Origin of the sequence: Pseudoxanthomonas winnipegensis, from assembly GCF_030322905.1 — a bacterium.
GTDB classification, from domain to species: Bacteria; Pseudomonadota; Gammaproteobacteria; order Xanthomonadales; family Xanthomonadaceae; genus Pseudoxanthomonas_A; species Pseudoxanthomonas_A winnipegensis.
Map to the genome: position 1 here is coordinate 3,351,296 of NZ_CP095475.1, position 20,353 is coordinate 3,371,648.

Below are 20,353 nucleotides of genomic sequence, written 5' to 3' on the forward strand. Positions count from 1 at the left end.
CGCCGACGCGACCGGCGCATCGATATGGGAAGCTTACCCCATCCGGTCCAGACCCCAGGAAAGACGATGGCGGCTTCCACCCTGTTGTACGCGCAGTCCGGCGGTGTGACCGCCGTGATCAATGCCACCGCCGCCGGCGTCATCGGCGAGGCCAGGCGGCACAAGGTCAAGGTCCTGGCGGCGCGCAACGGCATCCTCGGCGCCCTGCGCGAGGAGCTGATCGACACCTCGAAGGAATCGGCCGCGGCGATCGCCGCGCTGGCGCATACGCCGGGCGGCGCGTTCGGCTCGTGCCGGGTCAAGCTCAAGTCGCTGGAAGCCGACCGCGCCCGATACGAGCGTCTGCTGGAGGTGCTCAAGGCCCACGGCGTGCGCTGGTTCCTCTACAACGGCGGCAACGACTCGGCCGATACCGCGTGGAAGGTCTCCCAGCTGGCCCAGGCCTTCGGCTATCCGCTGACCTGCGTGGGCGTGCCCAAGACCATCGACAACGACCTGGCGGTCACCGACACCTGCCCCGGCTTCGGCTCGGCGGCCAAGTACACCGCCGTGTCGGTGCGCGAATGCGCGCTGGACGTGGCGGCGATGGCCGAGACCTCGACCAAGGTCTTCGTCTACGAGGCCATGGGCCGCCACGCCGGCTGGCTGGCGGCGGCCGCGGGCCTGGCCGGCACCGGCCCGGACCAGGCGCCGCACCTGATCCTGTTCCCCGAGCGCGCTTACGACGAGGCCGCGTTCCTGGCCCAGGTGGACAAGGTGGTCAAGCGCGTCGGCTATTGCGTGGTCGTGGCCAGCGAGGGCATCCGCAGCGCCGACGGCCGCTTCGTCGCCGACGCCGGCGGCGGCACCGATGCCTTCGGCCATGCCCAGCTGGGCGGCGTGGCTTCGTATCTGGCCGGCAAGGTCAAGGCCACGCTGGGCTACAAGGTGCACTGGGCGCTGCCGGACTACCTGCAGCGCTCGGCCCGCCACATCGCCTCCAAGACCGACTGGGATCAGGCCCAGGCCGTGGGCAAGGCGGCCGTGCAGTACGCCCTGGCCGGGCACAACGCGGTCATGCCGGTGATCGTGCGCGGCGCCGATGCGCCCTACCGCTGGAAGATCGCCCCGGCACCGCTGTCCAAGGTCGCCAACCACGAGAAGACTATGCCGGCCGGCTTCATCCGCAAGGATGGCTTCGGCATCACCGAGCGCGCGCGCCGCTATCTCTCGCCGCTGATCCAGGGCGAGGCGCCGCTGCCCTACGGCCGCGACGGCCTGCCCAAGTACGTGGAACTCAAGAACATGGCGGTGAAGCAGAAACTGCCTGCCTGGGAAGGCTGAGGCCGCGCATTCCCGGGCGGAGGCCAGAGCACCATGTTTACCGGCAGGGCTTGCCCTCGACCTCCAGCTTGGCCGCGTAGGCCGGCAGCGCGGCCAGCTTGCCGGCCTGGGCCTGGGCCTTGGCGTCCTGCAGGTACAGGCGGGCGCGTTCCTGGCCGTCGAGCTTGAGTGCCTGCCCGGCCGGCTTGCGCCACACCTGCACCACCGCCTGCTGGCCGGCGCAGCTGGCCGAGGGCACCTTGATGATGTCGTTGAGCTTCCAGCCCTTGGCCTCGCTGGGCTGGACCTTGTCGTAGTCCATGAACATCGCGCGCGCCTGGCAGACGCTGCTGGTGCGCACCAGGTTCATCGCATAGGGCTGGGCGGCCTCGCCGGTGAAGCGGCCTTCGATGCGGGTGCAGGCCTCGGGGATCTGGCGCAGCGTATGCAGCACGCCGTTGGCCTGTGGGGTGCCAACCGGGCGCTGGATCTCCGGCGCCTGCTGGGCCAGCGCCGTCAGCGGCAGGCACAGCAGGCCGGCCAGGGCCAGGCGGGAAGCGGATGCGGACATGGGCAGGTCCTTTCTAAGGGAAGGGAAGCGGGCGGCAGGCTGGCACGCGCTGGCTGAACACCGGATCGCTTCGCCCGTTCACCGTGTCCACACCGCGCTGAACCGAGCGCGCGAGCGCGTGACCTGTGTCATGACGGGCTCGCGTTCCACTAGGCGCGCGGACTCCGTCACGGCATGTCATCCCGGCGAGATGGAGGACGCGCAACGTTCCCGCCGTGCGTGTTTGAGGACATTTGCGTTTTGAAGATTGTGATGCTGACCGTCCACGAGGCCACCTCGGCGCGCAAAGTGGACTTTCACTTCTGGACCGAGTCGCTGGCGCGGCAGGGGCATGCGGTGGACTTCGTGACCGTGGGCCTGAGCCCGCTGACCCGGCTCAAGCCGCAGGCGCGCCGGTTCCAGGGGCCGTTCAACGCCTGGCGCCAGGTCGGGCCCGGCGTGCGCAAGTACCTGTGGCGGCCGGCGCTGCATCCATTGTCGCTGGGGCGCCCAGCGCTGGACGCGATCACCCGGCCGCTGTTCTCGCTCTACCCGGCCATGCTCACGCGCACGCTGCTGCAGGGCATTGCCGATGCCGATGTATTCGTCGTGGAGAACGGCGCCGGCCTGTGCCTGGTGCCGGCCCTGGCGCGGCGCTTCCCGCAGGCGCGCTTCATCTACAGCGTGTGCGACCGCATCGCCACGCTCAAGTACCACCCGCTGATCCTGGATGCCGAGCGCGAGGCGCTGCCGCACTTCAGCCTGGTGCGCGTGCCAGCCGAGGTGATGGTGGCCGACTACCCGCACGTGCCCCACGTGCACTACATCCCGCACGGCATCGACAAGGCGCTGTTCGACACCCCGCGGCCCTCGCCCTACCCGGCCGGCACGCGCAACGTGGTCAGCGTGGGCGACATGCTGTTCGACGACCACGCCGTGGACTGCATGGCGCGCGCCGAGCCGCAGGTGCGCTTCCACCTGTTCGGCAAGGGCGCGCGACTGCAGGCGCCGCCGCCCAACGTGATCGAGCACGGCGAGCAGCCCTTCGATGCGATCGTGCCCTACCTGCAGCATGCCGATGCCGGACTGGCGCCGTACCGGCCGGCGCTCAATGCCGACTACCTGAGCCAGTCGAGCATGAAGATGCTGCAGTACACCTATTGCCGGGTGCCGATCGTGGCGCCGGACTTCGCCGCGCGCGGCGTGCACACCTCGGCCTACACGCCCGGCGTGGAGGGCAGCATCGTGGCGGCGCTGCGCCGCGCCCTGGCCTACGACCGCGCCAGCATCGACAACAGCGGCGTGCTGGATTGGGACGGGGTGACCGGACGCATGCTGGCCCTGGGCCTGGCATCGACCGCCGAGACCGGCGCCACGCCGCCGGCACCGGCCCGACCGCACCCCACTGCCCAGCGGCGCGCCGACGCCTGAGCGCGCCATCACGCATCGCGCGGCACTGCATCATCGCGCAGAGCGCGCGCAGGCCTACACTGCCCCACAACGGGCACCGGTCGATCGACGCCCGTCCTCGGCGCCGGGCGTGTCGATGCGCGCGGCGAACCGTCCATCTGCCTTGGGAGGGGTCATGTTGGAACACTACGGTCTTGCGCTGGCGCTGGCATGCGCGGCAATCGCCATCCTGTACGGAATCGTCTCGTCGCGCTGGGTGCTCTCGCGCCCGGCCGGCAACGCGCGCATGCAGCAGATCGCTGCGGCCGTGCAGGAGGGCGCGCGCGCCTATCTCAACCGCCAGTACCTGACCATCGCCATCGCCGGGGCGGTCCTGTTCGTGCTGGTCGGCGTCTTCCTCAGCTGGCCGACCGCGATCGGCTTCGCCCTGGGCGCGGTGCTGTCGGGCGCGGCCGGCTACATCGGCATGAATGTCTCGGTGCGGGCCAACGTGCGCACCGCCGAGGCCGCGCGCCACGGCATGGGCCCGGCGATGGACGTGGCCTTCCGCGGCGGGGCGATCACCGGGATGCTGGTGGTGGGCCTGGGCCTGCTGGGCGTGGCCGGCTACTGGGCGCTGCTGACCCATGTGCTGCAGGTGCCGACCGAGCAGGCGCTGCATGCGCTGGTCGGGCTGGCCTTCGGCTCGTCGCTGATCTCGATCTTCGCGCGCCTGGGCGGCGGCATCTTCACCAAGGGCGCGGACGTGGGCGCCGACCTGGTGGGCAAGGTCGAGGCCGGCATCCCCGAGGACGATCCGCGCAATCCGGCGGTGATCGCCGACAACGTCGGCGACAACGTGGGCGACTGCGCCGGCATGGCCGCCGACCTGTTCGAGACCTACGCGGTCACGGTGATCGCGACCATGCTGCTGGGCGGGCTGATGGCCGCGCAGGCCGGCGCGAACGCGATCCTCTACCCGCTGGTGCTGGGCGGGGTGTCGATCATCGCCTCGATCATCGGCGCGCTGTTCGTGCGGGTGGGCGATCCTAATGAAAGCGGCGGCGGCTCGATCATGGGCGCGCTGTACAAGGGCGTGATCGTCTCGGCGGTGCTGGCGGCGATCGCCTTCTACCCCATCACCACCGCCCTGATGCGCGACTCGGCCATCGGCGCCCTGCCGCTGTACGGCTGCGCCCTGATCGGCCTGGTCCTCACCGGCGCGATCGTGTGGATCACCGAGTACTACACCGGCACCCAGTACAAGCCGGTGCAGCACGTCGCGCAGGCCTCCACCACCGGCCATGGCACCAACATCATCGCCGGCCTGGGCGTGTCGATGAAATCCACCGCCCTGCCCGTGGTCGCCGTGTGCCTGGCGATCTGGGGCGCGCACGCGCTCGGCGGCCTGTACGGCATCGCCATCGCCGCCACGGCCATGCTGTCGATGGCCGGCATGATCGTCGCCCTCGACGCCTACGGCCCGATCACCGACAACGCCGGTGGCATCGCCGAGATGGCCGAGCTGCCGGCCGAGGTCCGCGCGGTCACCGACCCGCTCGACGCGGTCGGCAACACCACCAAGGCGGTGACCAAGGGCTATGCGATCGGCTCGGCGGCGCTGGCCGCGCTGGTGCTGTTCGCCGACTACACCCACAACCTGGCCGCCGCGCATCCTGGATCGGCCTACAGCTTCGACCTGTCCGATCACCGCGTGATCATCGGCCTGCTGATCGGCGGCCTGATCCCCTACCTGTTCGGCGCCATGGCCATGGAAGCGGTGGGCCGCGCCGCCGGCAGCGTGGTGGAGGAAGTGCGGCGCCAGTTCCGCGAGATCCCCGGGATCATGGACGGCAGCGGCAAGCCGCAGTACCACGCCGCGGTCGACCTGCTCACCCGCGCGGCCATCCGCGAGATGATCGTGCCCTCGCTGCTGCCGGTGGTGGTGCCGATCATCGTCGGCCTGGTGCTGGGCGCGCAGGCGCTGGGCGGCCTGCTGATCGGCACCATCGTCACCGGCCTGTTCGTGGCCATCTCGATGACCACCGGCGGCGGCGCCTGGGACAACGCCAAGAAGTACATCGAGGACGGGCACTTCGGCGGCAAGGGCAGCGAGGCGCACAAGGCCGCGGTCACCGGCGACACCGTCGGCGACCCCTACAAGGACACCGCGGGCCCGGCGATCAATCCGCTGATCAAGATCATCAACATCGTCGCGCTGCTGATCATCCCGCTGCTGGGCTGAGCCCGCTTCCCCGGTGGCGCCGACGCCTTGGCAGCCCCTTGCCGGGCGTTGGCGCTGCGTTGCAGCACCGCTGCGCTAGAATGCGGCCCACTTTCGATCACCTCAAAGCATTGGAGCAGCGCATGGGCCTGGGCAGCGTCCCCACCGGCAAGAATCCGCCGGACGAGATCAACGTCATCATCGAGATCCCCAAGGATTCCGAGCCGGTGAAGTACGAAGTGGACAAGGAATCCGGCGCGATCTTCGTCGACCGCATCCTGTCCACCCCGATGCGCTACCCCTGCAACTACGGCTACGTGCCGCACACCCTGTGCGGCGACGGCGACCCGGCCGACGTGCTGGTGGTGCTGCCGCTGCCGCTGGTGCCCGGCTCGGTCATCCGCTGCCGCCCGGTCGGCGTGCTGCGCATGAGCGACGAGGCCGGCAGCGACGAGAAGCTGCTCGCCGTGCCGGTGGAGAAGGTCTTCAGCGGATACTCGCACATCAACGACATCGCCCAGGTCAGCGGCCATTGGCTGGAGCGCATCGGCCACTTCTTCGAGCACTACAAGGACCTGGAGAAGGGCAAGTGGGTCAAGATCGACGGGTGGGGCGGCGCCGACGAGGCCAAGAAGATCCTGCTGGACGCCATCGCGCGCGACGCAGGCCACGACAAGGCCTGATCCAGGCCAGCCGTCGTCACGAAAGGCGCCCGCGAGGGCGCCTTTTTTGTGTGCCCTCGCCCAACGCAAGGCCGTCGGGTGGACTTCGCCAACCCACCTCGCCCCTCCCTTTCGCCGCAGGCGAAGGGGAACTCGAAGTCGAAAACTAGCGACTGATGGGGGGCGCTTTTGCTCTTGCTTCGGTGGCTTGCCCGGTAAAGCCCCGCCCCCTCCCCATCCCTCCCCTGCGCTACGCGCAAGGAGGGGGCCTCAAGTCGATGCCCTCCCGTCACTGATCGCGCTGTGCGTATGAGCGAGGGTCTCGAACGACCGCGCAAACCGAAGCCCCCGCGACCTGACGCGCGCGGCAGCGGGCCGGCGGGCGGGGGCCGCGCCTAACGAGGCAGGACGCCGAGCGCCCGAATCAGGGCAGGATGCCCTGATTGAGGGAAAAGCGGCCCCCGCCCGCCGGACCGCTGCCCCTCCGAAGCAGAGCCTTTATTCACCCAAAGCGGCAACACGCGCACCCGCCGCAACCTAGAACGGAAGAACGGCTCAGCCGTGGAAGGAAGCTTCCAGCGCGCGCTGCGGAACGTCGCCCAGGGCGGGCTGCAGGCGTGCGGCATGCGGACGCCAGCGCTCCGCCGAGGACGGGCTGGCCGGCGGCTGCGCGCGCGGCAGGGTCTGGCCCAGTTCGAGGCTCCATTCCAGCCCGGCGAAGCCCGCCACGCGCTGCATCTCCCCGTCCGGATCGGCCAGCAGCCGGTCCAGGTCCAGCCCCAGCCAACGCTCGGGCGGCAGCTGCGCCAGATCGTCGAGCAGCACCCGCATGATCCCCGACCACTGACCCGCGACCACAGCCTCCAGCGGCAGACCGGACAACGCCTGCCAGCCCGGCGGCCGGGCCAGCGTCCAGGCCGGCCCCTCCCAGCCCGGCAGCACGCCCGCGTCCTGCATGCGGCCCTCCTCCCAGGCGCGCAACAGACTGCCCAGCGCCTCATGCGGCTCGCGATGGACGAACACGAAGCGCGCATCGGGGAACGCCTGCGCCAGGAACGGCACCCGCAGCGCATCGCGCGCGTCCGCACGCAGCAGGCGCACCGTGCCGCCGGCGGCCGGCACCGGCTTGCCATCGTGACCGCGCAAGCCGCGCGCCAGACGCTCGCGCACCCGGCGCACCGTGTCCTCGACCGCATCGCCTGCCAGCAGGCGATGACTGAAGTCGGCCCGCTGCGGCGCCGCCAGACGCTGGATGCCGTCGATCGCCCGACGCGCCTCCTCGCCAGCGGCATACAGACCCGGCGCCCGCGCCAGCGTGCGCGCCACCAGACCCGCGCCCGAGCACGGCGCCGCCACTACGAACAACGGCTGCCGCAGGCGCGTGGGCGGCGAGCGCGGCTTCGGCGTGGCGACCGTGGGCGCCCCAGGCGGCGGCGCCTCGGACTTCCGCGCGCCTCCCCGGCGCAGCCCGTCCTCTTCGGCCACGGCCACGTCCAGCACCTGCGCCTGCAGCGCCGGCCACAGGCCGATGCCGTTGCGCAGCACCAGTTGCTCGACGCCCAGTTGCTGGCAAGCCTGCCCGGTGGAAGCCAGCAGCGCCCGATACGCCGGCCTGCCGGCCGCCTCGGCCCCATGCCGCGCCCACAGCGCATGCCAGTGCCGCGACAGGCGCAGCAGCAAGGCCTGTAGGCCGGCCAGACGCGGATGCGGCACGGCCTCGTTCAACAGGAACATCAGATGCTCGCGCAGCTCCCAGGGCGTCATCACCTGTGGCGCGCCATGCGCCTCCAGCGCCAGCGCCGCGCGCTGATCGGGCGCCAGGGTCAGCTGCAGCGGCTGCCAGGGCTCGCGCTCGGCGCGGCCCGGGGTGCGGCCGCGGGTCAGCAGCTCCCAGAACCGCTCGCCGCCGACGGTGTCGGCCACCAGATGCAGGCACGGCCCCTGCGCCGGGCCGGCGAAGCGATGCGGACGCCAGGTATCGAACACCCAGGCCGTGCCCGGCGCCAGGTGCGCGACCTCGTCGCCGCATTCGAGCAGCACGTCCGGCGGACTCTCCAGCGGCAGGTGGAGGCGCAGGCGCTCGCGGTGGTAGTAGTCCACCGCCACTTCGGCCGCGTATTGCCGCCCGACCGCGATGCGCTGCAGGAACACCTGGCCCCAGGTCGCGCCCAGCCCGGCCAGCGCCTGCTGCAGCAGCGGCATCTGCCGCAGGAACGGCGTGGCACGCATCGGGCCGGACAGCGCCCCGCTGGCCGCATCGCCGCCGCTGCTGACCAGCCGCAGCCGCTCGCCGCCGTCGGCGCAGCGCTGCCAGTGCCTGTCCGCCACGGCCGTCGCCTCGTGCAGCAGCGGTCCGGGATCGAACAGGACCGGGAGCTGGATGAAGGGAACCTGCAGTTTCATGCGGTGCGCGGACGAGGCCTGGCCAAAGCCGCGCATCGTAGCGCGTGGGTCAACCCTCGGGCCGGTCGTCGCGCTGCGCACGCACGCGCAGGGTGGTCAGCGCGATCAGGCGCGAGACCACCAGCGCGATGTACATCACCCCGGCGAACTGCTCGAGCATGACCAGCGCACGCGCCTGCGGCAGCACCGGCACGATGTCGCTCAGGCCCACCGCCGAGAGCACGCTGAAGCTCAGATACAGCAGCTCCATCCAGCTGCGCGCACCGCTGGTCACGCCGTTGGCGCTGAAGCTGCCCGGGTACCACTGCTGGCACACCGAGAAGGCGAAGGCGAACGCCCACGCCAGCAGGGTGAAGGTGGCGCCGGCGGCGAACAGCTCGTCGCTGGTGACGCGGTGGTCGTCCAGCATGTAGCCGATCAGGCTGGCGGCCGTATAGAAGTACAGCAGGCATTCCATGGCCTGGGCGAAGGTCACCAGCCCCGGCAGCTGCCGGGTCACCCCGAGCAGCGAGCAGGCCACCGAGGGCAGCGCCAGCAGCCAGGCGATCCAGTTGACCGCCGGGCTGCGATTGACCACCCACAGCGCCAGGGCCAGCACCAGGATGCCGAACGCCCCCAGCAGCGCCTGGCCGGTGCGGGTGTCGTTCATGGCCGGGTAGAGCAGCACCCCGGCCAGCTGGACGACCAGCAGCATGGCCGAGGGGTGTCGACGCAGGAGATGGAGGTCCAGGCGCATAGGGCGATCTTGCAGTGCGGGATCGCATCGTAATCACCTCCCTGTCGAGGCCGTCAAAAAGATGAAATCCCCCTTAACGGGTGAGAAAAATAACAAACACGTCACTGATTAGCTGGCTTTTAGTTTTGATGCCATTAATTTCTGACGATCCGTGACAAATTACGTGAATTGCGACACACATCGCCACGCTTGGGACGAACTAGCTCGTTAAGTTCCCGTTCGCGCGCCGTTGGACGTCCGTTACGCGGCCGCGCGCATTGCCCGCGCCCTACCCCCGTCTCCGCATCCCGCGGGCCGGTCCGGAGGGGCGCTTTTGCCTTGATGCATTTATTGGGAAGCCACATTCACATGAGCCACAGAAATCGTCACCACGGCTTGCGCCGCACCGCCCTGGCCCTCGTGCTCGGCGCCGCGCTGGCGCAGGGCGCTGCCTACGCGCAGAGCACCGCCGGCAACATCGCCGGCACCGCGCCGGCCGTCGCCGGCCAGACCGTGCAGATCACCAGTTCCGCCTCCGGCGTGTCGCGTCAGGTGCCGGTCGATGCCAACGGCCGCTTCCGCATCCCCGCCCTGCCCACCGGCACCTATACGGTCACTCTGACCGGCGCCGACGGCACCGCCTCCAGCCAGACCGTCACCGTCGTGGCCGGCCAGACGGTCAACGCCGAGTTCGCCGATGCGAGCGGCGGCGGTGCGGCCAAGAGCCTGGACACGGTCGTCGTGCGCGGCATGAAGAACGTCAACGGCATCGACCTGTCCAGCGTCGAGTCGCGCACCACCTTCACCGCCGAGCAGCTCAACGCGCTGCCGGTGCCGCGTGACATCACCAGCGTCTCGCTGCTGACCCCGGGCACGGTCAAGAGCTCGGGCTACTTCGGCAACGCCTCCTTCGGCGGCGCCTCGGCGGCCGAGAACAGCTACTACGTCAACGGCTTCAACATCACCAACCTCTACGACAGCCTGTCCTTCTCGGAAGTCCCCTTCCAGGCGATCGACCAGCTGGACGTGCAGACCGGCGGCTACGGCGCGCAGTACGGCTTCTCCACCGGCGGCGTGACCAGCGTCAACGTCAAGCGCGGCACCAACGAATGGCACGGCGGCCTGAGCTGGACCAGCGTGCCCGACAGCCTGCGCGCCAGCGTGCCCAACGTCTATCGCAACAGCGACGACCAGATCTTCCGCAGCTACCACAACAACTACAACGCCTCCAACACCTACACCGGCTGGATCGGCGGTCCGCTGATCAAGGACAAGCTGTTCGTGTTCGCGCTGGCCGAGTTCGACAAGAGCAACACCACCTCCTACGGTGCGCGCTCGGACGTGCAGACCGAGCTGGACGCCGACGGCAATCCGACCCTGTCGCCCTCCACGGCCTCGCGCTCCACCACCGCGCAGGACTATGAGTCCAAGACGCCGTACTGGCTGGTCAAGCTGGACTGGTACCTCAACGACGCCAACCACCTCGAGTACACCGGCTTCGACAACGGCAGCCGCTACACCTACGACTACTACAACGCCGCCTACGGCGCCGACGATCATCCGGCCAAGACCGACTACAACGGCCAGCTGGTCGGCAAGAGCGGCGGCCAGACCGACATCTTCAAGTGGACCAGCTACCTGACCGACAACCTGACCATGGCGCTGCAGTACGGTCAGATGCGCAACAAGGATTCGCAGTTCACCATCAGCCCCGACGGCAAGCACAGCTCGTACGACGGCAACGTCTTCGGCCCCATCGGCGACTGCCCGTACGTGATCGACCAGACCGGCACGAAGATCGGCTGCGCCGTGGCCCAGAGCGTGGGCATGGAAGGCGGCAAGAACTCGCGCGACAGCTACAAGGCCGACTTCGAGTGGCAGCTGGGCGACCACAAGGTGGCCTTCGGCTACAGCGATGAGCAGTGGAAGTCGACCTCGGGCACGGCCTACTCCTCGGGCGGCTACTGGCGCCTGTACGACGGCTATGCGCGCCTGATCAACTTCCGCACCGGCGGCGGTGTCAAGATCGACCAGAAGTCCTGGTACCTGCAGGACAACTGGCAGATCACCGACAACTTCATGCTGTACGGCGGTATCCGCAACGACTCGTTCGACAACAAGAACAGCTCGGGCACCACCTTCGTCAAGCAGGACGACATCTGGCAGCCGCGTCTGGGCTTCTCGTGGGATGTGGCCGGCAACGGCGACAGCAAGCTGTTCGGTTCGCTGGGCCGCTACTCGCTGCCGATCGCGGCCAACGTCGCCCTGCGCGCCGCCAGCGCCTCGTTCTACACCGTCAACTACTACACCTATGACGGCATCGATCCGGTCAGCGGCGCGCCGCTGAACACCGCGCCCTTCCGCGGCGGCTCGGCCGACTACGTCATCAACGGCGAGAACGGTGTTGCACCGGATCCGAAGGCCGTGGCCAGCAAGGGCCTGAAGCCCTACACGCAGGACGAGGCCATCCTGGGTTACCAGCAGCTGCTGCACTCGGACAACAGCTTCGTCGACGGCTGGACGCTGGGGGCCAAGGCCACCTACCGTCGCATCAACCAGGCCATCGACGACACCTGCGATGTGCGGGCGATCTACAACGCCGCCCAGGCGCAGGGCTACGACGTGGCCGGTCACTGGGCTGACCAGTGGACGATTCCGGACGGTCTGCCGGGCTGCTACCTGTACAACCCGGGCGAAGACCTGAACATCACGCTGGATGTCGATGGCGACGGCAAGGCCGACAACATCCACGTCGATGGCAGCGCCCTGGGTCCCAAGGCCAAGCGTTACTACAAGGCGTTGACCCTGAGCGCGGAGAAGGCCACCGACAAGTGGTACGCCAGCATCAACTACACCTGGTCCAAGCTCAGCGGCAACTACGAGGGTCTGGTCAAGAGCACCAATGGCCAGTCCGACACCGGCACGACCTCGGACTTCGACTTCGCCGAGATCATGTACGGCGCCGATGGCTATCTGTTCAACGACCATCGCCACACGCTGAAGGCGTACGGTGCGTACAACTTCACCGACGAGTGGTCGATGGGTGTTGATCTGCAGGTCCAGTCGGGCGCGCCGATCAGCTGCCTGGGTGGCGGTACCGGCACCTTCGGCACCGAGTACGGCTACGGCGGCGTGTTCCACTACTGCAACGGCGAGATCGCCAAGCAGGGCACCGCCGGCCGCACGCCGTGGACCTGGGCCGTCAACCCGAACGTGGTCTACAAGCCGCAGTGGGCCAATGGCCTGAGCCTGCAGATGTCGGTGCTGAATCTGTTCAACTCGGTCAAGCCGCTGCAGGTGTACGAGACCAAGGAAGACACCCAGTACGGCGAGACCTACAACAGCTACAAGCTGGGCAAGTACTACACCACTCCGCGCTATGTGCGCTTCCAGGTGCAGTACGACTTCTAAGTGGTTTGATCGGGCGTCGGTCTGAGCCCGTCTAGAAGTTGCAAGACAGACCCCGCCGGGCGACCGGCGGGGTCTTTTGTTTTGTGCTTTGTTCAAGTGCCCGAGTGGGACGCCTTGCGGCTTCGGAGGGGTATCGGTCCGGCGGGCGGGGGCCGCTTTCCCCTCAATCAGGGCATCCCGCCCTGATTCGGGCGCTCAGCGTCCTGCCTCGCTGGGCGCGGCCCCCACCCGCCGGCCCGCTGCCTCACACCTCACGCGATGAGGCTTCGGGTCGTGAGTCAAAACAAGTCCCGACCCATCCGCTCGCAGCGCCTCGACCCGGCCGGGCGCGCGGAGAGGGAGCAGGGGTGGCCCGCGGCGGCGAGTCCGCCATGGATGGCGAACCTGGCCGAGAAGCCGCGCGCGGCCGGGTCGAGGCTGGTTGGCGAAGTCGAGTTCCCCGGCCTGGTACGCCGACGACAACACCCTGCCTGAGCGGGCGTCGCCGCATTCACGCGCCTGCGGGTTTGCGCTATCGTTTTGGCGGGGGTAGACGCCCGGCATGGGCGACAACACGACAAGGGGCGACGATGAAGGCATGGAAGCGGGCCATGGTGGCCGCGGTGGTGGCCTGTGCATGTGCGCAGGCCGGGGCGGAGGCGCCGGTGCCGGTGGAGGCGTTCGCGCAGGCGAGCAAGCTGTCCGGCCCGATGCTCTCGCCGGACGGCAAGTATCTGGCAGCCTCGGTCGATCTGGACCATGGCATGTCGGCGCTGGCGGTGTACCGGCTGTCGGACATGGTGCAGACGGCGCTGCTGAAGTTCCCGCGCTATGAGCTGGCCACCCAGGTGCAATGGGTCAGCAACACGCGGCTGGTGATCGCCAAGGGCCGCAAGGTCGGCACCCTGGAGAAGCCGCGGCCCAACGGCGAGGTGATCGCCAGCAACTTCGACGGCAGCGGGCAGAAGTACATCTACGGCTACGAGCAGCGCGCGGCCAGGTCGACGCTCGACCGCGGCTTCGGCTATATCGAGGGCGTGCCGGAGATCCCGAACGGCCATTTCTACCTGCGCCAGCTCTCGCTCGAGGCGCGGCGCTCGATGCTCTACGACGTGGACACCGAGAAGGTCACCTTCCGCCTGATCGCCGACATCGGCGTGCCGGACCTGGACTTCGTGCTCGACCACACCGGCAAGCCGCGCTTCGCCATCGGCACCGACGATGACGACAAGCCGCTACTGTATCGCGCCGGCGACGACGGCGCCTGGCTGCCCATGCCCACCAGCGAGGCCGAGCTGTGGCAGCCGTTCGCCTTCAGTCCCGACGATCGTCAGCTCTATGCCTTGCGCAGCCGCAAGGGCGGGCCGGCCGAACTGGTGCGCAGCGACGCCCAGGGCGGCAGCGTGCAGGTCCTGGCGCGCGACAGCTTCGCCAGCGTCAGCGATCTGCAGTGGACCCATGCGCCGTCGGTGCCGTTCGCCGCGCAGGCCGGGCGCGGGCCGAGCCGCTTCACCTATTTCGATGCCGACTCGCCCGACGCGCAGCTGCATCAGGCGCTGACCACGGCGCTGCCAGGCAAGCATGTGGAGTTCGTCAACCAGAGCCAGGACGGCCAGGTCGTGCTGCTGTTCATCGACAGCGACCGCGACCCGGGCGCGTGGTATCTGCTCAACCGCAGCGACAACAAGCTGCGCCGCCTGCTGACCCCGCGCGAGGGCATCGACCCGGCGCGGATGGGCGAGCGACGCGTGCGGCGCTTCACCGCCAGCGACGGCCTGCCCCTGGAGGCGATCGTCACCGTGCCCGCGGGCGTGCGCGATCCCAAGGCGCTGCCGATGGTGCTGCTGCCGCACGGCGGCCCGCACGGCATCCGCGACGACTGGGAGTTCGATACCGACGCGCAGTTCCTGGCCAGCCGCGGCTACCTGGTGCTGCAGGTCAACTATCGCGGCAGCGGCGGGCGCGGCGCGGCCTTCATGGAGGCCGGTTATCTGAAGTGGGGCACGCGCATCCAGGACGATCTGCTCGACGGCGTGCGCTGGGCCATCGCCCAGGGCATGGCCGATCCCAAGCGCGTATGCGTCTACGGCGGCAGCTTCGGCGGCTACTCGGCGATGATGACGGTGGCGCGCGCGCCCGGGATGTTCCAGTGCGCGGTCGGCCTGGCCGGCATCTACGACCTGGACATGATGTACAGCAAGGGCGACATCAAGCGCACCGATTCGGGCCGTCACTACCTGCAGCGGGTGATCGGGCGCGATGCGGCCGAGCTGGCCGCCAACTCGCCGGTCACCCTGGCCGGCAAGATCACCGTGCCGGTGCTGCTGGCGCACGGCGAGGACGATGAGCGTGCGCCCTTCGCCCAGGCCAAGGCGATGCGCGCCGCGCTCACCGCCGCCGGCCATCCGCCGCAGTGGATGGCGGTGCCCAACGAGGGCCATGGCTTCTACAACGAGGCCAATTCGATCGCCTTCTTCAATCAGCTGCAGGCCTTCCTGGATGCGCATATCGGGGATGGAGCGCGCTAAGCGACGCTGGGAGAAGGCTTTCGTCGTGGTTTAGCGGGCGCGAGGTGGGTGGCGCCCATGCGAGAGCGCGAGGTCCATGGATTCCCGCTTTCGCGGGAATGACGGAGGGGGGTTGCCTGCTCTGAAGCCTGCCTGGGAAGTGAGGCACGCCAGGCGGGTCGGTGCGGCGCCCGCGATGCACGGTGCAGTGCGTCGCCACGTGCCGATCACCGCCGCGGCTGTACCGTGCACCGCTTTTCGCGGCGGCCGCCGGGCGCGCCGCACGAACGGAGCTGGCCGTGGTCTACAGGATTTCGCTGTTCATCGTCATCGCGCTGGTGCTCGCCGCCGGCGTCGCGCCCGATGCGTTCAATGCGGTGATGCAGGCGGCGCTGAAGCAGACCATCGGCGCGGCCGGCTCGCTGTATCTGCTGGTGGTGTTCGCCGCGCTGGTGTTCCTGCTGTTCCTGTGCGTGGGCCGCTTCGCCGACCTGCGCATCGGCGGCGAGGATGCGCAGCCGCAGTTCTCCAACGCCAGCTGGTTGTCGATGCTGTTTGCCGCGGGCATGGGCATCGGCCTGGTGTTCTGGGGCGCGGCCGAGCCGCTGTCGCATTTCATCACCCCGCCCGAGGGGCTGCAGCCGCGCAGCATGGACGCCGCGCGCGCGGCGATGCGCTACGCCTTCTTCCACTGGGGCCTGCATCCGTGGTCGGTGTACGCGCTGATCGGCCTGGCGATGGCGTGGTTCCAGTTCAACCGCGGCGGACGCGGGCTGATCAGCGACCTGCTCGAGCCGGTGCTCGGCCGCCGCCATGAGGGCTGGATCGGCCACGCGGTCAATATCGCCGCGGTGGTGGCCACCACCATCGGCGTGGCCACCACGCTGGGCTTCGGCACCATCCAGATCGCCGCGGGCCTGGAGCGGGTGTTCGGCATCCACGCCTCCGCGCCGGTGCAGCTGACCGTCATCGCGGTGTCCTTCGTGCTGTACATGGCCTCCAGCGTCACCGGCGTGGAGCGCGGCATCAAATGGCTGTCCAACTTCAACGTCGGCCTGGCGGCGCTGCTGCTGGCCTTCGTGCTGGTGCTGGGGCCGACCAGCTTCATCTTCGACACCTTCACCACCACCCTGGGCAGCTATCTCAACAGCCTGGTCAACATGAGCCTGCGCATGTCGCCGTTCTCGCGTTCGACCTGGGTGGCGACCTGGACGATCTTCTACTGGGCCTGGTGGATCGCCTGGGCGCCGTTCGTGGGCGCGTTCATCGCGCGGGTGTCCTACGGCCGGCGCATCCGCGAGTTCGTGTTCGGCGTGGTGCTGGCGCCGAGCCTGCTGGGCTTCCTGTGGTTCTCCACCTTCGGCGGCGCGGCGCTGTGGGCGCAGCTGTTCGGCCATGTCGATCTGGCCGCGGCGCTGGCGCAGGGCTACGAGACGGTCCTGTTCGCGATGTTCGACAGCCTGCCGCTGTCCTGGCTGCTGTCCGGTCTGGCGCTGCTGCTGTTGTCGATCTTCTTCGTCACCTCGGCAGATTCGGCCGTACTGGTGCTGGCCAGCATGTCCTACGACAAGGCGCAGGACCCGCCGCTGTCGCGCAAGCTCGTCTGGGGCTCGGCCATCGCCCTGATCGCCGCGACCTTGCTGCTGGTCGGCGGCCTGGAGGCGCTGCAGGCGATGATCACCGTGGCCGCCCTGCCCTTCGCCCTGCTGATGGTGCTGGTGATCGTCGCGCTGTACCGGGCGCTGGACCAGGAGTACCAGGACCAGCAGCGCCGCCTGCAGCGCGAACGCCGGGCCATCGCGCAGTGGCTGGAGCGCGAGCGGGAGCGGTGAGGCCCGCCTGCGCTGCGGCACGGTTTCCCGCGCAACGAAATCCGCGCTTGACAGCCCCGCGCCGGGCATGGTTTTCTGCCGGCCTGATGAACGCCTTCCGTCCGATCACGACCGCCCAGCAGACCGCGCACGCCGCGGCCTCGCTCCTCGTGCTCGTACTTATTCACTCGCCTCACGGTGCGGGACGGACGGTCGTGTAAGCAGCAAGCACACGAAACCCTGACGAAACCCCGCACTGCGAAGTGCGGGGTTTCGTGCTTTCAGCCCCTTCAAAAGTTTCAACCCCAACTTTCAGCCAGACAGGAACGCCGCCCATGACCGCTTCGACCTCCAACCTCCCCCAGCCCACCATCGCCATCGTCGGCTACGGCAGCCAGGGCCGCGCCCATGCGATGAACCTGCGCGAGTCGGGCTTCGATGTGACGGTCGGCCTGCGTCCGGGCGGCCCGACCGAAGCCAAGGCCAAGGCCGACGGCTTCCTGGTCAAGTCGCCGGCCGAGGCGGTCAAGGACGCCGACCTGGTCGCCGTGCTGACCCCGGACATGGTGCAGAAGCAGCTGTACAACGAGGTGCTGGCGCCGAACATGAAGCAGGGCGCGGTGCTGCTGTTCGCCCACGGCCTGAACGTGCACTTCGGCATGATCGCCCCGCGCGAGGACCTGGACGTGGTCCTGGTCGCGCCCAAGGGCCCGGGCGCGCTGGTGCGCCGCGAATACGAGATCGGCCGCGGCGTACCGTGCATCTACGCGGTCTACCAGGACAAGTCGGGCAAGGCCGAGCAGTACGCGCTGGCCTACGCCGCCGGCCTGGGCGGCGCGCGCGCCAACATCATCAAGACCACCTTCAAGGAAGAGACCGAGACCGATCTGTTCGGCGAGCAGGCCGTGCTGTGCGGCGGCGCGTCCTCGCTGGTGCAGGCCGGCTTCGAGACGCTGGTGGAAGCCGGCTACCAGCCCGAGATCGCCTACTACGAAGTGCTGCACGAGCTGAAGCTGATCGTGGACCTGTTCTACGAAGGCGGCATTACCCGCATGCTGGAGTTCATTTCCGAGACCGCGCAGTACGGCGACTACGTCAGCGGCCCGCGCGTGATCGATGCCTCGACCAAGGCGCGCATGAAGGAGGTCCTGACCGACATCCAGGACGGCACCTTCACCAAGAACTGGGTGGCCGAATACGAAGCGGGCCTGCCGAACTACAAGAAGTTCAAGCAGGCCGACCTGGAGCACCCGATCGAAGTGGTCGGCAAGCAGCTGCGCGCCAAGATGGTGTGGCTGGCCGACAACGCCCCCAAGCCCGCAGCGCAACCACAGGCCGCCGCCGCATGAACGCACCGACCGCCACTGCCCCACGCAATGGCGCCCGCTGGATCGCCCACGCCCTGGAAACCGAGGGCGTGGACACGATCTTCGGCTATCCCGGCGGGACCATCATGCCATTCTACGACGCGCTGGTGGACTCGGCGCTCAAGCACATCCTGGTGCGCCACGAGCAGGGCGCGGCGCTGGCCGCCAACGGCTATGCGCGCGCCTCCGGCAAGGTCGGCGTGTGCGTGGCCACCTCCGGCCCGGGCGCGTCGAACCTGATCACCGGCATCGCCGATGCGATGCTCGATTCGGTGCCGATGGTGTGCCTGACCGGCCAGGTCGCCACGCCGCTGATCGGCACCGACGCCTTCCAGGAGCTGGACGTGTTCGGCATGACCATGCCGATCGTCAAGCACAGCTTCCTGGTGCGCCGGGTCGAGGATCTGCCGCGGGTGTTCGCCGAGGCCTTCCGCATCGCGCGTGAGGGCCGCCCCGGTCCGGTCCTGATCGACCTGCCCAAGGACGTGCAGATCAACGACGCCTCGCACCTGCCCGATCACGTGCCGGCGGCGGTCGCGCCGGCCCCGGCGCCGGCCGAAGCGGCCATCGCCGAGGCGCTGGCGGCCATCGCCGGCGCCGAGAAGCCGGTGGTCTACGGCGGCGGCGGCATCGCGCTGGGCAATGCGGTCGAGGCGTTCCGCCAGTTCGTCGAGGCCAGCGGCATCCCGACCGTGCTGACCCTGCGCGGCCTGGGCGCGCTGCCGGCCAACCACGGCAACTACCTGGGGATGCTGGGCATGCACGGCACCCGCGCGGCCAACATGGCCGTGCAGGAAAGCGATCTGCTGATCGTGGTCGGCGCGCGCTTCGACGACCGCGCCACCGGCAAGCTGGCCGAGTTCGCCCCGTTCGCCCGCGTCATCCACCTGGACGCCGACGCCTACGAGATCTCCAAGCTGCGCACGGCCGACATCGCCATTCCCGGCGATCTGGCCAGCGGCCTGCGCGCGCTGAGCGGTGCGCGCAGCGCCTGCTACGCGTGGAAGGCCAAGTGCGCCGCCAACCGCGAGCGCTTCGGCTTCCGCTACGACGCGCCGGGCACGGACATCTACGCCCCGGCGCTGCTGAAGCGGCTGAGCGAGGTCGCCCCGGCCGACGCGATCATCACCAGCGATGTCGGCCAGCACCAGATGTGGGTAGCGCAGCACTGCAAGTTCAACCATCCGCGCCACCACCTGACCAGCGGCGCGCTGGGCACGATGGGCTTCGGCCTGCCGGCGGCGATGGGCGCGCAGTTCGCCTGCCCGGAGCGGACCGTCGTGCTGGTCAACGGCGACGGCGGTTTCATGATGAACGTGCAGGAGCTGGTCACCATCGCGCGCTGCAAGCTGCCGGTGAAGATCGTCCTGCTGGACAACTCCGCGCTGGGCATGGTGCGCCAGTGGCAGGAGCTGTTCTTCGCCGAGCGCTATAGCGAGATCGACCTGTCCGACAACCCGGACTTCGCTGCGCTTGCCCGCGTGTTCGGCATCCCGGCCCGGCACATCGCCGCGCGCGAGCAGGTCGACGACGCCCTGGCCGAGCTGCTGGCCACGCCCGGCCCGGCGCTGCTGCACGTGAGCATCGACATCAAGGCCAACGTCTGGCCGCTGGTGCCGCCCAACCACGCCAACAGCTCGATGCTGGAATCCAACCCCGCCAAAGCCGCACCGGAGCCCAAGTCCCATGCAATACCGGCTTGATCTGATCGTGAGCCCGGCCGAAGGCGCCCTGGTGCGCGTGATCGGCATGGTCGAGCGCCGCGGCTTCGCCCCGCGCGCGGTGCATGCCGTGCCGCGCGCCGATGGCCGCTGGGAGCTGGGCATGCACATCGAGGGCACCCGTCCGATGGAGACCCTGCGCCATCAGTTGGAGAAGGTGTACGACTGCGAGTCGGTCGCCATCTGCATCGACCCGCCGGCCACGGCCGTGACCGGGGTGGCGGCATGATCCTCGCCCTCGCCCTTTCCGTCCCGTTGGCGCCGCGCCCCGCGCGCCGCGCCGCACGCCGCATCGCCTTCCAGACCCCGCGC

At 69.2% G+C, this 20,353-nt stretch carries 13 protein-coding genes; 10 read left to right on the top strand and 3 right to left on the bottom strand.

Annotated features, from left to right (window positions below):
* Positions 1 to 66 precede the first annotated feature (66 nt).
* Positions 67 to 1,323 carry a 6-phosphofructokinase gene (locus MWN52_RS14755; RefSeq protein ID WP_286575223.1) on the top strand — a complete coding sequence of 419 codons (1,257 nt, stop codon included), beginning with the start codon at positions 67 to 69 and terminating at the stop codon, positions 1,321 to 1,323.
* 37 nt (positions 1,324 to 1,360) lie between these two features.
* Here MWN52_RS14755 and MWN52_RS14760 read toward each other — a convergent pair whose 3' ends face one another.
* Positions 1,361 to 1,873 (bottom strand): hypothetical protein, encoded by a 513-nt coding sequence (locus tag MWN52_RS14760; RefSeq protein WP_130524302.1) that lies wholly within the window; start codon positions 1,871 to 1,873, stop codon positions 1,361 to 1,363.
* 252 nt (positions 1,874 to 2,125) lie between these two features.
* Here MWN52_RS14760 and MWN52_RS14765 point away from each other — a divergent pair, with 252 nt between their 5' ends.
* The 3 genes from MWN52_RS14765 (at position 2,126) to ppa (ending at position 6,148) form a co-directional block, all read left to right on the top strand.
* Positions 2,126 to 3,283 (top strand): GumK N-terminal domain-containing glycosyltransferase, encoded by a 1,158-nt coding sequence (locus tag MWN52_RS14765; protein ID WP_286575224.1) that lies wholly within the window; start codon positions 2,126 to 2,128, stop codon positions 3,281 to 3,283.
* A gap of 154 nt (positions 3,284 to 3,437) precedes the next feature.
* Entirely contained in the window at positions 3,438 to 5,486 is a 2,049-nt protein-coding gene (locus tag MWN52_RS14770) for a sodium-translocating pyrophosphatase (RefSeq protein WP_286575225.1), read from the top strand.
* 122 nt (positions 5,487 to 5,608) lie between these two features.
* Positions 5,609 to 6,148: an inorganic diphosphatase gene (ppa, locus tag MWN52_RS14775; RefSeq protein WP_130517015.1), complete on the top strand. Its 540-nt coding sequence runs from the start codon at positions 5,609 to 5,611 to the stop codon at positions 6,146 to 6,148.
* Between the two features lie 534 nt (positions 6,149 to 6,682).
* Here the strand turns inward: ppa and MWN52_RS14780 are convergent.
* Both MWN52_RS14780 and MWN52_RS14785 read right to left on the bottom strand, forming a co-directional pair.
* The gene (locus tag MWN52_RS14780) at positions 6,683 to 8,530 is read right to left on the bottom strand and encodes a sulfotransferase (RefSeq protein WP_286575226.1); all 1,848 of its coding nucleotides are present in this window, start codon (positions 8,528 to 8,530) and stop codon (positions 6,683 to 6,685) included.
* Between the two features lie 49 nt (positions 8,531 to 8,579).
* Positions 8,580 to 9,266, bottom strand: coding sequence for an ion channel (locus MWN52_RS14785; protein WP_286575227.1), 687 nt, complete (start codon positions 9,264 to 9,266; stop codon positions 8,580 to 8,582).
* Between the two features lie 348 nt (positions 9,267 to 9,614).
* Here MWN52_RS14785 and MWN52_RS14790 point away from each other — a divergent pair, with 348 nt between their 5' ends.
* The 6 genes from MWN52_RS14790 to MWN52_RS14815 all read left to right on the top strand — a co-directional run bounded on the left by MWN52_RS14790 (position 9,615) and on the right by MWN52_RS14815 (position 20,270).
* Positions 9,615 to 12,656 carry a TonB-dependent receptor gene (locus MWN52_RS14790; RefSeq protein ID WP_130535666.1) on the top strand — a complete coding sequence of 1,014 codons (3,042 nt, stop codon included), beginning with the start codon at positions 9,615 to 9,617 and terminating at the stop codon, positions 12,654 to 12,656.
* Between the two features lie 569 nt (positions 12,657 to 13,225).
* Positions 13,226 to 15,163, top strand: a complete 1,938-nt coding sequence (locus MWN52_RS14795; RefSeq protein ID WP_286575228.1) for a S9 family peptidase — start codon at positions 13,226 to 13,228, stop codon at positions 15,161 to 15,163.
* Between the two features lie 278 nt (positions 15,164 to 15,441).
* The gene (locus MWN52_RS14800) at positions 15,442 to 16,974 is read left to right on the top strand and encodes a BCCT family transporter (RefSeq protein WP_286575229.1); all 1,533 of its coding nucleotides are present in this window, start codon (positions 15,442 to 15,444) and stop codon (positions 16,972 to 16,974) included.
* A 314-nt stretch (positions 16,975 to 17,288) separates the two neighbouring features.
* Positions 17,289 to 18,302 carry a ketol-acid reductoisomerase gene (gene ilvC / locus MWN52_RS14805; RefSeq protein ID WP_130517002.1) on the top strand — a complete coding sequence of 338 codons (1,014 nt, stop codon included), beginning with the start codon at positions 17,289 to 17,291 and terminating at the stop codon, positions 18,300 to 18,302.
* Complete coding sequence (gene ilvG / locus MWN52_RS14810; RefSeq protein ID WP_286575230.1) at positions 18,299 to 20,023, top strand: acetolactate synthase 2 catalytic subunit; 1,725 nt, start codon at positions 18,299 to 18,301, stop codon at positions 20,021 to 20,023. The genes ilvC and ilvG overlap by 4 nt, the downstream gene beginning before the upstream one ends.
* On the top strand, positions 20,007 to 20,270 hold the full coding sequence (locus MWN52_RS14815; protein ID WP_130535661.1) for an ACT domain-containing protein: 264 nt from the start codon (positions 20,007 to 20,009) through the stop codon (positions 20,268 to 20,270). The genes ilvG and MWN52_RS14815 overlap by 17 nt, the downstream gene beginning before the upstream one ends.
* Positions 20,271 to 20,353 lie beyond the last annotated feature (83 nt).

Excerpts from the sequence above, each read along its gene's own strand:
- MWN52_RS14755 (WP_286575223.1), top strand. The coding sequence starts at position 67 with ATGGCGGCTTCCACCCTGTTGTACGCGCAGTCCGGCGGTGTGACCGCC.
- MWN52_RS14760 (WP_130524302.1), bottom strand. The coding sequence starts at position 1,873 with ATGTCCGCATCCGCTTCCCGCCTGGCCCTGGCCGGCCTGCTGTGCCTG.
- MWN52_RS14765 (WP_286575224.1), top strand. The coding sequence starts at position 2,126 with ATGCTGACCGTCCACGAGGCCACCTCGGCGCGCAAAGTGGACTTTCAC.
- MWN52_RS14770 (WP_286575225.1), top strand. The coding sequence starts at position 3,438 with ATGTTGGAACACTACGGTCTTGCGCTGGCGCTGGCATGCGCGGCAATC.
- ppa (WP_130517015.1), top strand. The coding sequence starts at position 5,609 with ATGGGCCTGGGCAGCGTCCCCACCGGCAAGAATCCGCCGGACGAGATC.
- MWN52_RS14780 (WP_286575226.1), bottom strand. The coding sequence starts at position 8,530 with ATGAAACTGCAGGTTCCCTTCATCCAGCTCCCGGTCCTGTTCGATCCC.
- MWN52_RS14785 (WP_286575227.1), bottom strand. The coding sequence starts at position 9,266 with ATGCGCCTGGACCTCCATCTCCTGCGTCGACACCCCTCGGCCATGCTG.
- MWN52_RS14790 (WP_130535666.1), top strand. The coding sequence starts at position 9,615 with ATGAGCCACAGAAATCGTCACCACGGCTTGCGCCGCACCGCCCTGGCC.
- MWN52_RS14795 (WP_286575228.1), top strand. The coding sequence starts at position 13,226 with ATGAAGGCATGGAAGCGGGCCATGGTGGCCGCGGTGGTGGCCTGTGCA.
- ilvC (WP_130517002.1), top strand. The coding sequence starts at position 17,289 with ATGACCGCTTCGACCTCCAACCTCCCCCAGCCCACCATCGCCATCGTC.
- ilvG (WP_286575230.1), top strand. The coding sequence starts at position 18,299 with ATGAACGCACCGACCGCCACTGCCCCACGCAATGGCGCCCGCTGGATC.
- MWN52_RS14815 (WP_130535661.1), top strand. The coding sequence starts at position 20,007 with ATGCAATACCGGCTTGATCTGATCGTGAGCCCGGCCGAAGGCGCCCTG.